General features: G+C 70.2%; 11 protein-coding genes. 4 read left to right on the forward strand and 7 right to left on the reverse strand.

The window, feature by feature from the left end; translation table 11 throughout:
- Nucleotides 1–27 precede the first annotated feature (27 nt).
- A complete protein-coding gene (locus ACFVBH_RS08620) occupies nucleotides 28–714 on the forward strand; it encodes an SMI1/KNR4 family protein (protein WP_379000913.1) in 687 nt (228 codons plus the stop codon).
- A gap of 522 nt (nucleotides 715–1,236) precedes the next feature.
- Here ACFVBH_RS08620 and ACFVBH_RS08625 read toward each other — a convergent pair.
- Nucleotides 1,237–2,970 (reverse strand): VWA domain-containing protein, encoded by a 1,734-nt coding sequence (locus ACFVBH_RS08625; RefSeq protein WP_379000914.1) that lies wholly within the window; start codon nucleotides 2,968–2,970, stop codon nucleotides 1,237–1,239.
- A 97-nt stretch (nucleotides 2,971–3,067) separates the two neighbouring features.
- Between ACFVBH_RS08625 and ACFVBH_RS08630 the strand changes: the two genes are divergently transcribed.
- A complete protein-coding gene (locus ACFVBH_RS08630; protein ID WP_379000915.1) occupies nucleotides 3,068–3,769 on the forward strand; it encodes a lipase family protein in 702 nt (233 codons plus the stop codon).
- 46 nt (nucleotides 3,770–3,815) lie between these two features.
- Here ACFVBH_RS08630 and ACFVBH_RS08635 read toward each other — a convergent pair whose 3' ends face one another.
- On the reverse strand, nucleotides 3,816–4,976 hold the full coding sequence (locus ACFVBH_RS08635; protein WP_379000916.1) for a PucR family transcriptional regulator: 1,161 nt from the start codon (nucleotides 4,974–4,976) through the stop codon (nucleotides 3,816–3,818).
- Between the two features lie 142 nt (nucleotides 4,977–5,118).
- Between ACFVBH_RS08635 and ACFVBH_RS08640 the strand changes: the two genes are divergently transcribed.
- A complete protein-coding gene (locus ACFVBH_RS08640; protein WP_379000917.1) occupies nucleotides 5,119–6,663 on the forward strand; it encodes a long-chain fatty acid--CoA ligase in 1,545 nt (514 codons plus the stop codon).
- Between the two features lie 245 nt (nucleotides 6,664–6,908).
- Here ACFVBH_RS08640 and ACFVBH_RS08645 read toward each other — a convergent pair whose 3' ends face one another.
- The 4 genes from ACFVBH_RS08645 to ACFVBH_RS08660 form a co-directional block, all read right to left on the reverse strand.
- Nucleotides 6,909–8,273: a M16 family metallopeptidase gene (locus ACFVBH_RS08645; protein WP_379000918.1), complete on the reverse strand. Its 1,365-nt coding sequence runs from the start codon at nucleotides 8,271–8,273 to the stop codon at nucleotides 6,909–6,911.
- A 118-nt stretch (nucleotides 8,274–8,391) separates the two neighbouring features.
- The gene (locus tag ACFVBH_RS08650; RefSeq protein WP_379000919.1) at nucleotides 8,392–10,653 is read right to left on the reverse strand and encodes a polyribonucleotide nucleotidyltransferase; all 2,262 of its coding nucleotides are present in this window, start codon (nucleotides 10,651–10,653) and stop codon (nucleotides 8,392–8,394) included.
- Nucleotides 10,654–11,113: 460 nt separating this feature from the next.
- Nucleotides 11,114–11,383: a 30S ribosomal protein S15 gene (rpsO, locus tag ACFVBH_RS08655; RefSeq protein ID WP_354989957.1), complete on the reverse strand. Its 270-nt coding sequence runs from the start codon at nucleotides 11,381–11,383 to the stop codon at nucleotides 11,114–11,116.
- Between the two features lie 138 nt (nucleotides 11,384–11,521).
- Entirely contained in the window at nucleotides 11,522–12,493 is a 972-nt protein-coding gene (locus tag ACFVBH_RS08660) for a bifunctional riboflavin kinase/FAD synthetase (RefSeq protein WP_379000920.1), read from the reverse strand.
- A gap of 164 nt (nucleotides 12,494–12,657) precedes the next feature.
- Here ACFVBH_RS08660 and ACFVBH_RS08665 point away from each other — a divergent pair, with 164 nt between their 5' ends.
- Entirely contained in the window at nucleotides 12,658–13,446 is a 789-nt protein-coding gene (locus ACFVBH_RS08665; RefSeq protein ID WP_354989955.1) for a metal-dependent transcriptional regulator, read from the forward strand.
- A gap of 44 nt (nucleotides 13,447–13,490) precedes the next feature.
- Here the strand turns inward: ACFVBH_RS08665 and ACFVBH_RS08670 are convergent, their stop codons facing one another.
- A complete protein-coding gene (locus ACFVBH_RS08670; RefSeq protein WP_379000921.1) occupies nucleotides 13,491–14,387 on the reverse strand; it encodes a LysR family transcriptional regulator in 897 nt (298 codons plus the stop codon).
- Nucleotides 14,388–14,408 lie beyond the last annotated feature (21 nt).

The following is a 14,408-nucleotide window of genomic DNA, read 5'->3' on the forward strand; positions in this document are numbered from 1 at the left end:
GGGCGAAGTGCGGCTAGGCTGCCGCGGGTGAGCGATCGGATTTGGGACGGCGTGCGCGAGCGCGTCGCGGCACTCGGGCGTGCGAACAGCTCGATTTTCGGCATGCAGGGCCACCGGTTCGAGCTCGAACCGGTGCTGTCGCCCGGCGAGGTCGCCGAATTGGAGGCGCAGATCGGGACGTCGCTGCCCGCGGACTACCGGGCCTTCCTGCTCGAGGTCGGCGCGGGCGGCGCGGGACCGTCCTACGGGCTGTTCCCGGTGCGGCGGGTCGATGGCCGCTGGCGCTGGGACGGCGACGGCGCGGATCTGACCGAACTCGGCAGGCTGGCCGAACCGTTCCCCGCGCGCGGGCCGGACCGGGAACTGCTCACCGCCCTGCGCGCCGAGGAGCCGGACGAAGACGAGTTCGACGACGAGGACGAGTTCGACCTGGTCTACGAAGCCTGGGACGAGCGGTACACGGCCGTGTGGTGGAGCGACGATCTGACCGCGGGCGCGGCCGCGATCTGCCACCTGGGCTGCGCCATGCGCCAGTGGCTGGTGATCACCGGGCCGCACGGCGGCCGGATCTGGTCCGACGATCGGGTCGACGGGGCCGAAATGACCCCGCTGCTGGACTCTTCCGGCGCACCGGTGACCTTCACCCGCTGGTACCTGAACTGGCTCGACGAGGCCGAACGACTGACCTCCCCCGAACGGGAGCCCGCGACCTGACCACCCGCCCTCGATCCCCAGCTTCCGGTCGAAGCCACACCGCTACCGCGCAAGCAGATCCGGCACCGGTGCCGTACGAAGTCGCACCACTCCGGGACCAGCGTGACCCCGCAGCCCGCGTCGCGGTGGCCGGTGATCATGGGCAGCCCGAAGCAGCGGTTGTCCGGCGATCGGAGGGACGAACAAACGACCTCTTCCTGGCCGGCAGCCCACGATCCCGCCACGTACCCGCGATCTCCGGCTTCCGGTCGAAGCCACACCCGCTACCGCGCAAGCTGATCCGAGCGCGGCGCCGGGCGAGGTCGCACCACACCGGGACCTGCGTGCCCCCGCAGCGCAGGTCACAGTGGCAGAGGACAGCGGGCCGCACGCCGCAGCGGTTTGTCCGGCGATCGGGCGGGGACGGAGCGAGCCGAACCCGGGGCTGAACGATTCCGGTGCGCCGCTGACCTTCAACCGCTGGTACGTGCGACAACTCGTCGCCCCGCACAGCAACGCTGCGCGGGGCGAAACCCGGGGAACTCAGTGCAGGATGCCCGCTCGGCGGGCGTCGTTGATCCAGGAGGGGAACTCGCCGAGCAGGCGGTCGTAGAGCTCGGCGTCGGTCACCGTGTCGATGTCGTCGACCGCGAAGAAGCCGACGTTGTCGACCCGGCGGCCCGCCATGGTGTCCAGCTGCTCCAGGACGCCGTAACCCGCCTTGCTGCCGAGGCCGATGAACTGCCAGAAGATCGGTTCCTCCACGGCGGCACGGAGTTCGGCCTCGATCTCGGCATTCTTGTAGACGCCTCCGTCGGAGAAGAACAGCACCAGGGTCGGCAGCGGCGACGGCTCGTGCCGGACCTGGGCCCGCACCTCGGCGATGACCTTCTGCTCCTCGTTCTGAATGCCGATCCGGCGCATGTCGACCTGACCGGGCTGGAGCTTCTTGCGCCCCGAACCGGGCAGGATCTTGAACTCACCGCCGCGTACGTGCAGCGAAAGCCACTGCGGCAGATCACCGATGGTGAGATCCGGCAGGCGCGCGCAGTTGCTGGCGAAGGTCCACGCCGCCATCGCGCCGTTGTCGTCCAGCTGCGCGGCGACCGCCGCCATGCGCTCGACCACCCGATGCACGACCTGCTTGCTGTAGAGCATGGCCATGGAACCGGACGCGTCCAGCACCAGGATCACCCGCGCGGTCAGCTGCGGCACACCGTGTTTGGCGAGTGAGACCGCGACCTGCTCCTTGCGCAGGGACAACCGTTTCCGCATGTCGACCGGCAGCCGCTCCTCCCCTTTGGTCAACCGCACCCCGGGCGCACCCGGGCTCGCCTGCGGCGCACCGGCTCCCGCGACGGCGGGCGGCGGCGCGAACCCGGGTGCGGGCGGGGGCAGGTGGCCCGGCGGGGGCGCGTAGCCCGGGGCGGGTGCGGGCGCGTGGCCCGGCGCACTCGACGGCGCGTATCCAGGCGCGGGCGGGGGTACTTGGCCGAAGCCGGGCGCGGGCGCGTACCCCGGCGGCGCGAATCCCGGCGCGGGCGGCGGAGCTTGACCGGAGCCGGGAGGGGGCGCGTAGCCCGGGGCGGGCGGCGCGTAGCCCTGCCCCGCCGGGTCGAATCCCGGTGCGGGCGGCGCGAAGCCGGGCGCGGGCGGTGGAGCCGCGGGGGGCACGTGACCGGGCGCGGGCGGTGGAGCCGCGGGGGGCACGTGACCGGGCGCGGGGGCGAACGATGGGGACGGGGGGACCGGTTGGGCGGTCTGCTCCTTGTCGACGGTGATGCCGAAATCCGTTGCCAGACCGGCCAGGCCGCTGGACCAGCCCTGACCGACGGCGCGGAACTTCCAGCCGGGGCCGCGGCGGTACAGCTCGCCGCAGAGCATGGCGGTCTCGGCGCCGGCGGCGATGTCGAAGCGGGCGATCTCGGCCCCGGCGGCGTCCAGCAGGCGCAGGTGCAGACCGGGCACCCGGCCGAACGAACCGCCATCGGCGGAGGCGCACACCGCGATTCGATCGACGACCGCCTCGACCGCGGCCAGATTCACGTCCAGGCCGTCGACGGTGTCGCGCTTACCGAGATGCCGCACGGCACCGCTGGCGTGTTGGGGTTGGTTGTAGAACACGAAATCCGCGTCCGAGCGCACCCGCCCGTCCGGGCCCAGAAGAAGCGCCGACACATCTACATCGGGCACCCCTGCCCCGCCCGACCATGCCAGGACCGCTCGCACCGCACCCGCGGTAACGGGCACATTCGCACCTTTGCTGAGGTTCGTCACCCGTGTCAGTCTGCCCGCTTCCCGCGAATCTCGGGACCATGCCCGCGAACAGCACATAGTCTGCTGCGCGAAATAGTCCGGCGAGCCGAAGGAAACCATGATCCCAGCCCGGCTGAACCCCACATCCGCAGGCCCGATCCGGCGCTGGTGCGCCGCGCTCCTCGTCACCCTCACCGCGGTCACCGCGGCGGTGGCGGCCACGGGAACAGCTGCCGCGGAACGGGTTCCGACGCCGGAACATGACTCCTTCTACGACGCCCCGCCGAATCCAGGATCGCTGGCCAACGGCACGGTGCTGATCGGCGCGCTAGGAGGCACCAGCGGCACCTACAGCGCCGGACTCGGCCTGCTGGCCCTGTCGGCCCTGGATCGCATTGTGCCCGAAGCGAATATCCCGGCCCTGCTCAACGATCGCGGCCGGACCGCCCTGGCACAGAACACGCGCGCCTGCGGCCACGACTTCGGCGGCAAGTACGCCTTCAGCCACCTCGACGACTACGCCGCGAGCCCCGGCCTGGCCACCCACCCCCGAATCACAGCCCTGGCGAACAGATTCCGCCTGGACGGCAACGTCCCCGGCGCACCGTCCTTCGTCTGGCACTCCACCGGCGACGACGCACTCCCGATCGCGGCGACCGACGCGGCGGTCGCCGCCTGGTGCGGCGCGGGTGCGACCGTCAGCTACCGCCGCACGAGCACCCCCACCCACCTGGTCTCGGCCCTGAGCGGCGTAGCCGATGCCCTGCACTTCCTCGACGACCGCTTCGCCGGCGTCCCGGCCCCCGCCGGCTGCTCGTAACCCGAACCGCCCCAACCACGGCGCCCATCCCGGGGGGACCACGCAGTCAGGGGCGGGGGTGGGTGCGGCGGTGCTGGATCGCCCACCAGATCTGGACGGCCGAGTGGGGGGTGCGCAGGTCGGCGCCGGTCAGTTCCTCGAAGCGGGACAGGCGGTAGCGGACCGTGTTCTGGTGCACGATCAGGGCGTCGGCGGTGGCCTCCACGCGCATGCCGAGGTCGAAGAAGCGCTCCACGGTGTCGATCACGGTGCGGGCCTGCTCGCCCGTGCCCAGGGGGTCCAGGTAGCGGCGGGCCAGTTCCTCGCTGAGGTCGGTGTCGGCCACCACCGCGGGCAGCACGCCGAGCGTGGTCAGGTCGGCCGCGCCGGTGCGGCCGTAGACCTGCGCGGTGGCCAGCATGCGGCTGGCCAGGCGGAACGATCGATCCAATTCGCCGAGGCGCACCGGCGGGCCGAAGCCGATGAGCCCGGTGGTCTCGACCGGGCAGGCGGCCGACAGGAAGCCGGTCACGTCGCCGTCGATGACGGTGGCGAGGCCGCGCAGCGCGCGAGCGGGTTCGCCGCGCAGCACCCGGCGCAGGGCGGCATCGGCGGCGTGATCGTCCGGGCGAGCGCGGAACGCCCGGTAGGAGCCCTCGACATCGAGGCCGTAGTTCTGCGCGCCGATGTGGATGTCGGCGGGCCCGAGCCCGCCCAGCAACAGCCCGCGCGCGTACTCCGCGCGCTGATCCTGATCGTGCTGGGCCAGTTCGATCTCGACGTCGCGATGCCCGCCGGTGTAGTGCGCGGCCGCCTCGTCCACGATCTCGAGCAGGTCGTGGGTCAGCTCGAGCATCGCGCGCGCCCCGACCCGCACGGTCTTGCCGGACTCGGTGAAATCGTCCAGCAGCTCGCGCACCGCGATGCGCCAGCCGTTCTGCACCTCGGCCAGCGAAACCCCTTGCCGGGCACGGGTTTCCCCGAACTCCCGGATGGCGCGCAGGTCGTCGGCGCCGAGCGGGGAGCCATCGCGCAGCGCGGTCAGCAATCGTGACAGGATGCCGATGGTGGCGGTGACCGTGGACGCGGTGGGCAGGGCCGCGTAGGCGGGCATCTCGGCGCGGGCGCGGGCGACCACCCGGCCGGCGAGCAACTCGGAATGACCGAGGACATGCGCGGCCAATCGGCGCTTGGCCGGCGATCTCGAGGCGTCCCTGGCAACTGTCATGACACTGTCGAGGCTACGTCCGCCGTTTGGAAAAACCAACAAAACGGACAACTCATAGTCCGGCTGCTTCTCCATGGCCCAGGTCACACTCGCGCGGCGATACTCGTCACACCGACCACCGCCGTTCGACGAAGGATCGCCGATGTATTTGACCCAGGGCCTGCACCGAGGCGCCCAGCAGCATCCCGACGCCCCCATGACGATCTGCGGCGACCGCACCCGCAGCTTCGCCGAGGTCCGCGATCGGGTGGCACGGCTGGCGGGCGCGCTGCGCGGACTCGGGGTCGAATCCGGCGATCGGGTGGCCATGCTCGCGCTCAACTCGGATCGCTATCACGAATACCTGCTGGCGGTGCCGTGGGCGGACGCGGTGCTCAATCCGGTCAACACCCGATGGAGCGCCGACGAAATCGCCTACTCGCTGCGGGATTCCGGCACCGAGGTGCTGGTCGTGGACGACGCCTTCGCGGCCCTGGTCCCCGCCATCGCCGAGCGCGCCCCCGACCTGCGCGCGATCATCCACGGCGGCGACCTGCCCACCCCCGACGGCCTGCTCGACTACGAGGCCCTGATCACGGCGGCCGAGCCGATCCCCGATGCCCGCCGCGGCGGCGAATCCCTGGCGGGCGTGTTCTACACCGGCGGAACCACCGGCTTCCCCAAGGGCGTCATGCTCAGCCACAACAACCTGGCGGCCTCCGCGCTGGGCGGGGTGGCCAGCGGCTTCCTGTTCGGCCCGCGCGGGCGATTCCTGCACGTGGCGCCCATGTTCCACCTCGCGGATCTGGCGGGCTGGTACGGCACGCTCGCGCTCGGCGGCACCCACATCATGATCCCGGTCTTCGATCCGGTCGCGGTGCTGTCCGCCATCGCCGGGCACCGAGCCACCGACACCGTGCTGGTGCCGCTGATGATCCAGGTGCTGGCCGATCACCCCGCCATCGGTGACCACGATCTGTCCAGCATCGAGCACGTGATGTACGGCGCCTCACCGATTTCCGCGGCCGTGCTGGAGCGCGCGATGAAGGCGTTCCCGCAGGCCGGGTTCACCCAGGCGTACGGAATGACCGAACTCGCACCCATCGCCACCCTGCTCGGCCCGGCCGATCACGCCGCCGGCAGGCTGCGCTCGGCCGGACGCGCCGCCCCGCACAGCGAGATTCGCATCGTCGACGCCGACGGCGCGGAGGTCCCCGCGGGCACGGTCGGCGAGATCACGGTCGCGGGCGGGCACGTCATGCTCGGCTACTGGAACAAGCCCGAGGAGACCGCGAGCGCGGTACGCGACGGGTGGATGCACACCGGCGACGGCGGATACATGGACGCCGAGGGCTACGTCTACATCGTGGACCGGCTCAAGGACATGATCGTCACCGGCGGCGAGAACGTGTACTCGGCCGAGGTGGAGAACGCGGTCTCCGGTCATCCCGCCGTGGCGGCCTGCGCGGTCATCGGCGTGCCGGACGAGGAATGGGGCGAGCGGGTGCACGCGGTGATCGTGTGCCAGCCCGGCGCGACCCTGACCGCCGAGGATCTCCGCGACCACGTCAAGTCCCTGATCGCAGGCTACAAGGCCCCCCGCACGATCGAAATCGTCGACGCCCTACCGGTTTCCGGCGCGGGCAAGATCCTCAAGCGCGATCTGCGCGCGAAGTACTGGGACGCCACGGGCCGTCAGGTGCACTGACGCCGGGTTCCGCAGGGCCGGGTTCCGCTGCGCCGGATGGGTTCCCGGCCCTCGGCGCCGAGGTGGCGAGGTTGGGACGCCATCTCGGTCCGCGGACGGGCCGAACGCAACGAAAGGCCGCGCGCGGGCACCCCCGGGGGGGTGGGTGGGCCCCCCTTCGGGGCCCGCGGCGGGCCCCCCCCCACCCTACGGCCGCGCGCGCCACCCCCACCGGTTGCCCGCGCGCGGCCTTTCGACTGATTGCGTTACTCGACCAGCCGCCGGACGACCGCGGGCAGGTCGCGGTTGCGGCGGTACGGCCCGGCGACCGCCGCGCCGAAGGGGCGCGAGAGCAGCTTCGCGGCGATCCGCGACACCTCGTCGGTGGTCACCTCGTCGATGCGAGCCAGGGTCTCGGACACGCTGCGGTGGTTGCCGTAGCTCAGTTCGCTGCGGCCGATGCGGTTCATGCGCGAGCCTGAATCCTCCAGGCCCAGCACCAGCCCGCCGCGCAGCGAACCCTTCGCGCGGGCGCATTCGGCGTCGGTGATCCCGTTCACCGCAACGTCTTCCAGCACGTCGCGCGCGAGTTTGGCCACCTGGCCCAGGTTTTCGGGCGAGCAGCCCAGGTACACCGAGAACGCGCCGGTGTCGGCGAAGGTGTCCACGCTGGAGTACACCGAGTACGCCAGCCCGCGCTCCTCGCGAATGCGCTGGAACAGCCGCGAACTCAGACCGCCGCCGAGCACGGTGTTGAGCACCGAGAGCGGCCAGCGCTTCTGGCCCTCGTGCCGGCCGAAGGCCCGGGTGCCGAACACCAGGTGCGCCTGCTCGCTGTCGCGGTACATGCGAATCAGTTCCGGATCGGTGCGCGGGCGGAACTTGCCCTCGCGCCGGGGCGCGGGTTCGCGCACCGGATCGAGCCGCGCGGCGAAGGCGCGATGCACCAGATCCACCGTGTGCTCGTGCTCGATGTTGCCCGCCACCGCCACCACCATGCGGTCCGGGCGATACCGGCGCTGATGGAACGAGCGCAGCTGGGCCGCGCCCATCGCCTCGATGGATTCCACGCTGCCGATGACCGGGCGGCCGATCGGATGATCGCCGAACAGCGCGGTGAGGAAGGCGTCGCCGACCATGTCCTCGGGATCGTCGTCGCGCATGGAGATCTCCTCCAGCACGACCTGGCGTTCGACCGCGACGTCCTCGGCCCGGCACAGGCCGTTGAGCACCACGTCCGTCACCAGATCGATGGCCATCGACAGATCCTCGTCGATGACGTGCGCGTAATAGCAGGTCTGCTCTTTCGCGGTGAACGCGTTCAGCTCGCCGCCGACCGCGTCCATGGACTCCGCGATGTCCAGCGCGGACCGGGTGGGCGTGGCCTTGAACAGCAGGTGTTCCAGGAAGTGCGCGGCGCCCGCGACCGAGGAACCCTCGTCCCGGGAACCGACCCCGACCCAGACCCCGATCGATGCCGACCGCACCCCGGGCACATGCTCGGTGACCACCCGCAACCCGCCGGGTAGCACGGTCTTGCGCACGCCGGTATCGGCGAACGGCGCCTCGGCGGCGGTGCGAACCAACGCAGAACTCTTACCCGACAGTGGAATGTCCTTCTTCCGAACCATGCTTCCCAACCCGCATGAGCAATGACTGATGTTTCCCGCGAAACCACGAAAAGCTCGTGGCCCCCTGCTCCATTTCCGGAGCAAGGGGCCACAGAACCTTACGTCAGCGAACCGGCGATCACTCGGCCGCGACGGCTTCGGCGACCGCGTTGTCCGCGGTGTCCGCATCGTCCTCGACCGGAACCAGGGAGATCTTGCCCCGGTTGTCGATGTCGGCGATCTCGACGCGGATCTTGTCGCCGACGTTCACCACGTCCTCGACCTTCGCGACCCGCTTGCCGTTGCCCAGCTTCGAGATGTGGACCAGGCCGTCACGGCCCGGCAGCAGCGAGACGAACGCGCCGAAGGCGGTGGTCTTGACGACCGTGCCCAGGAAGCGCTCGCCGACCTTCGGCAGCTGCGGGTTCGCGATGGCGTTGATCAGATCGATCGCCGCCTGCGCCGCGGGGCCGTTGGTCGCACCGACGTAGACGGTGCCGTCGTCTTCGATCGAGATGTTGGCGCCGGTTTCCTCGGTGATCTGGTTGATGACCTTGCCCTTGGGCCCGATGACCTCACCGATCTTGTCGACCGGGATCTTGATCGCGGTGACGCGGGGAGCGTAGGGGCTCATGTCGTCCGGGGTGTTGATGGCCTCGGCCATGACATCCAGGATGGTCATGCGGGCGTCGCGCGCCTGGTTCAGCGCACCCGCGAGAACCTGGGACGGGATGCCGTCGAGCTTGGTGTCCAGCTGCAGCGCGGTGACGAACTCCGGGGTGCCGGCGACCTTGAAGTCCATGTCGCCGAAGGCATCCTCGGCGCCCAGGATGTCGGTCAGCGCGACGTAGCGGACCTCGTCCTCGCCCTTGTCGTTCTTGATGGTGTCCGACACCAGGCCCATCGCGATGCCGGCGACGGGGGCCTTGAGCGGCACACCGGCGTTCAGCAGCGACAGGGTCGAGGCGCAGACCGAGCCCATCGAGGTCGAGCCGTTCGAGGACAGCGCCTCGGACACCTGACGGATGGCGTACGGGAACTCTTCCTGCGACGGCAGCACCGGCATCAGGGCGCGCTCGGCGAGGGCGCCGTGGCCGATCTCGCGACGCTTGGGCGAGCCAACGCGGCCGGTCTCACCGGTGGAGTACGGCGGGAAGTTGTAGTGGTGCATGTAGCGCTTGGAGGTCTCGGGCCCGAGGGAGTCGACCTGCTGCGCCATCTTGACCATGTCCAGGGTGGTGACGCCCAGGATCTGGGTCTCGCCACGCTCGAACAGCGCCGAGCCGTGGGCGCGCGGGACGACCGCCACCTCGGCGGACAGCGCGCGGATGTCGGCCAGACCGCGGCCGTCGATGCGGAAGCCGTCGGTCAGGATGCGCTGGCGCACAAGCTTCTTGGTGACCGAGCGGAACGCCGCGCCGATCTCCTTCTCGCGACCCTCGAAGGTCTCGGCCAGGCTGGAGAGCACATCGAGCTTGATCTCGTCGATGCGGTCCTCGCGCTCGTGCTTGCCCGCGATGGACAGCGCCTCGTTCAGCTCCGCCTTGGCGGTGCCGAGCACGGCCTCGAACACGTCGGACTGGTACGGCAGGAAGACCGGGTACTCGGCGGTCTCCTTGGCCGCGAGGGCGGCCAGGTCGGACTGCGCCTTGCAGAGCCGGGCGATGAACGGCTTGGCAGCCTCGAGGCCCTGTGCCACAACGGTTTCCGTCGGAGCGGTGGCGCCGTCGGCGACCAGGGCGAGCACCTTGTCGGTGGCCTCGGCCTCGACCATCATGATCGCGACGTCACCCTCGACGACGCGGCCGGCGACGACCATGTCGAACACGGCGCCCTCGAGCTGCTCGACGGTCGGGAACGCGACCCACTGGTCACCGATGAGGGCGACGCGCACACCGGCGACGGGGCCGGAGAACGGCAGGCCCGCGAGCTGGGTGGAGGCGGAGGCGGCGTTGATGGCCACCACGTCGTACAGGTCCTTGGGATCCAGGGACATGACGGTCACGACGACCTGGATCTCGTTGCGCAGGCCGTCGACGAAGGACGGGCGCAGCGGCCGGTCGATCAGGCGGCAGGTCAGGATCGCGTCGGTGGAGGGACGGCCCTCACGACGGAAGAACGAGCCGGGGATGCGACCCGCGGCGTACATGCGCTCCTCGACGTCCACCGTCAGCGGGAAGAAGTCGAACTGGTCCTTGGGGTGCTTGCCGGCGGTGGTCGCCGACAGCAGCATGGTCTCGTCGTCCAGGTAGGCCACGACGGAGCCGGCGGCCTGCTTGGCCAGACGGCCGGTCTCGAAACGGATGGTGCGAGTGCCGTAGCTGCCGTTGTCGATCAGGGCGACGGACTCGAATACGCCGGGCTCGACCTCGGCGGCGGAACTGGTCACTGTATCGGTCATTCTCTTCTCTCAACCTCTCGTCTTCGCCGGATTCGAGCGCCCGTGCCGTGCGCAGGCGCGATTCCAGCTGTGTTGTCCCCTTGGCGGGGTGAGCCGTACCCGGACTCGGGCGCGCGGCGACCCTCCTGGCCACCGGGCGCACACCCGGCCGCTTCCCCCCGGCTTGTCCGGGGCCGGAAACGACGACGCAGAGGCGGTCATCGATCGAAGCTCTCCGGCGGCGCGTGTTTCATCCTCTTGCTTGCGCGCCGAAAAGCCACTACCGAAGACCGACGCCACGCGACGGATGCATACGGCTCTGTTGGCGTGCATCGGGCAGCTTTCACCGGATGCACGAAAGGCCAACGAGGAGATTCTATGCCTCCCCGTCGGCCGGTTCGTCAACTACCTAGGCAGTCGTAGTGTGTCGGCCCCAGGCACGACACAGTGTTGCAAAGGCAACGAAGCCCTGTCGCGTGAATTAGCGACGCAGGCCGAGACGCTCGATGAGCGAGCGGTACCGGTTGATGTCCTTGGCCTGCAGGTACTTCGACAGGCGGCGACGACGACCGATGAGCGCGAGCAGACCGTGCCGGGTGTGGTGGTCGTGCTTGTGCTTCTTGAGGTGCTCGGTCAGGTCGGCGATGCGCTTGGACAGCAGCGCGATCTGAGCCTCCGGGGAGCCGGTGTCAGACGGGTGCAGGCCGTACTCGGCCAGGATGGTCTTCTTCTGCTCGGTGGTCAACGCCACTGATTCACTCCTGATTTCTCAGTCCGCGCTCGAAGGACCGGGACGAACCCGGGCGGGCGCCGCCGCGGACCGCAGCAAACCCGACGAGCCAGGCTACCGGACCGCTGACCTGGACCGGAAATCGGGTCCGGGAACGAGCTAGCGCTCGGCGGTCTCGTTCTCGACCGTGTGCGCGGTGAGCACCTTGCGGGCCTCGTTCACGTCCGCGCCGATGGCCTCGACGAGTTCGTCGATGGATTCGAACCTGCGCATCCCGCGCAGCTGCTCGACGAAGTCGACCGCGACATGCTTGCCGTAGAGGTCACCCTCGAAATCGAGGATGTGCGGCTCGACGGTGCGATTGCGGCCGCTCTCGAAGGTCGGGTTGGTGCCGACCGAGATGGCGGCCGGGCGGCGGACCGCGCCGGGCTCGTCGAGCACGGTGAACCAGCCGGCGTAGACGCCGTCGGCCGGGATGGCGCTGTGCGGGACCGGGTTCACGTTGGCGGTCGGGAAGCCGAGCCCGCGCCCGCGCCCGTCGCCGTGTACGACCTCGCCCTCGACCCGGTGCGGGCGGCCCAGCGCCTCGGCGGCCGCGGCCACGTCACCGGAGAGCAGGCAGGAGCGGATATAGGTGGAGGAGAAGGTGACCGCGTGCTCGCCGAGCAGTTGCACCGCGTCCACGTCGAAACCGAACCGGCCGCCCAGCTCGCGCATGGTCTCGACGGTGCCCGCGGCCTGTTTGCCGAAGGTGAAGTTGTCCCCGACCACGACCTCGGAGACATGCAGCTTGTTCACGAGAAGTTCTTCGACGTACTGCTCGGGCGTGAGCTTCATGAACTCGCGCGTGAACGGCATGACCAGGAAGACGTCGATGCCCAGTTCCCGGGCCAGCTCCGCGCGCCGCGGCAGCGTGGACAACTGCGCCGGATGCGAGCCCGGCCGGATCACCTCGAGCGGATGCGGATCGAACGTCATGAGCACCGACGGAACACCCCGGACCGCAGCGGATTTCACCGCACGGCTGATGAGCTGGGCGTGACCGCGGTGCACGCCGTCGAACACCCCGATCGTGAGCACGCATCGGCCCCACTCCGCGGGCATCTCATCGAGACTTCGCCATCTCTGCACACCGGAAGCCTACGCAAAGCGCGTCACAGACAGTATTCTCGCCTCGGTCAAATCCCCGGACGGCCCGGAAGTTCACGTGGAAGCCACGCCCGTCACCGCCCGTTCACATGCGCCCGGCAGGTGATCTACCAGCAGGCGCGCCAATGTGGGAAACCGGACCAGGTATGCCTAAGCTCGAGTACGTGCCCGGAAAACGAGACATCGCCACGCGCCGCGAGCTGGCCGATCCGTCCGCGCCTTCCGAAGCCGCGATCACCGCCGCCGCCACCGCGAACAGTGTCGCCCCCGTGTTGTCCTCGGTCGCCCAGGATTACCTGAAGGTGATCTGGACCGCGCAGGAGTGGTCGCCGCAGGAGAAGGTCTCCACCAAACTGCTGGCCGAACGCATCGGCGTGTCGGCCTCGACGGTCTCCGAGGCCGTCCGCAAGCTCGCCGACCAGGGTCTGGTCGAGCACGCGCGCTACGGCGCCATCACGCTGACCGACGACGGCCGCAAGGCCGCGATCGCCATGGTGCGCCGGCATCGGCTCATCGAGACCTTCCTGGTCCACGAGCTCGGCTACGGCTGGGACGAGGTGCACGACGAGGCCGAGGTGCTCGAGCACGCGGTGTCGGAGACCCTCATGGCGCGCATCGACGCCAAACTCGGCTATCCGGACCGGGATCCGCACGGGGACCCGATTCCCTCGGTGGACGGCGCGGTGCCGACCCCGCCCGCACGCCAGCTCAGCGATTTCCGCGACGGCGAAGCCGGGCGGGTGGCACGGATCTCCGATTCCGATCCGGCCATGCTGCGGTACTTCGACTCCCTCGGGATCGCCCTGGACACCCCGATCGCGGTGGTGGAACGGCGCGATTTCGCGGGGACCATCGCGGTGCGGGTGGATCAGGAGCGCACGATCGATCTCGGCAGCATCGCGGCCGAGGCGATCTGGCTGACCAGCGAGCTCTGAGGGCCGGCCCGGCGGTCATTCGACATGCGCTGCGTGACACGCGGTTACGGCACGGAAGGAAACCCGCCGGTGAGCGCCTCGGCGAGCGAGTGCAGGACCGAATTGCGGGCGGCGGGGCGCCAGGCGGCGATGTAGGTGATCGTGAGGGGGCGCGGGCGCAGCGGCCGCCAGGCCAGCCCCGGGGTCGCCGTCGCGGTGCGGGCCGAGCCGAGTCCGATCGCCTCGGGGCGTAGCGGCAGCAGGGCCAGCAGCTGCGCGTGGCCGACCGCGAGCGCGCTCAGCACCACGGCCGCGCCGACGTCGCGCAATTGGGCGAGCAGGCTGTCGTGCAGTTCGGGGGCGGTGTCCCGGGGAAACATGATCAGTTCGCGTTCGCACAACTGGGTGGGCTCGACGTGCGCGCCCGCTGCCAAGGGGTGTGTACGGGACATGAGGATGCCGAGTTCCTCCGCGGCCAGCGGCGCGGAGGACAGATGCTCGGGCAGGCGCACCGGCAGCCGCAGCACCGCCAGGTCCACGTCCTCACGGTCGAGCAGGCGCACCTGATCGACGGCCGGTCCACCGGTGAGCTGTACGCGCGCACCGGGTTCGCGGGTTTCGAGGAGTGCTTCGATGCGCGCGGCCAGCCAGCGCGGGGCCCCGTTCACCAGTCCCAGGCGCAGCAGGGCGCGTTCGGGGTTGGCGACCGCCCGGGTCTCGCGCATCGCGGTCTCCGCGGCCTCGAGCACGCCCCGGGCGGCCTCGAGCAACACCTCACCGGCCGCGGTCAGTTCGACCCCCTGCGATCCGCGAATCAGCAACGGCCCGCCCACATCTCGTTCCACGGCCCGAATCTGCTGACTCAGCGTGGGCGTCGAGATGAACAGGCGTTCCGCGGCACGGCGGAAGTGCAGTTCCTCGGCCACCGCCACGAAGTACCGCAACTGCCGCAATTCGACCACCCATGCACTGTAGGCGGCTCA

The sequence above is a fragment of the Nocardia sp. NPDC057668 genome (assembly GCF_042799795.1).
Lineage (GTDB): Bacteria > Actinomycetota > Actinomycetes > Mycobacteriales > Mycobacteriaceae > Nocardia.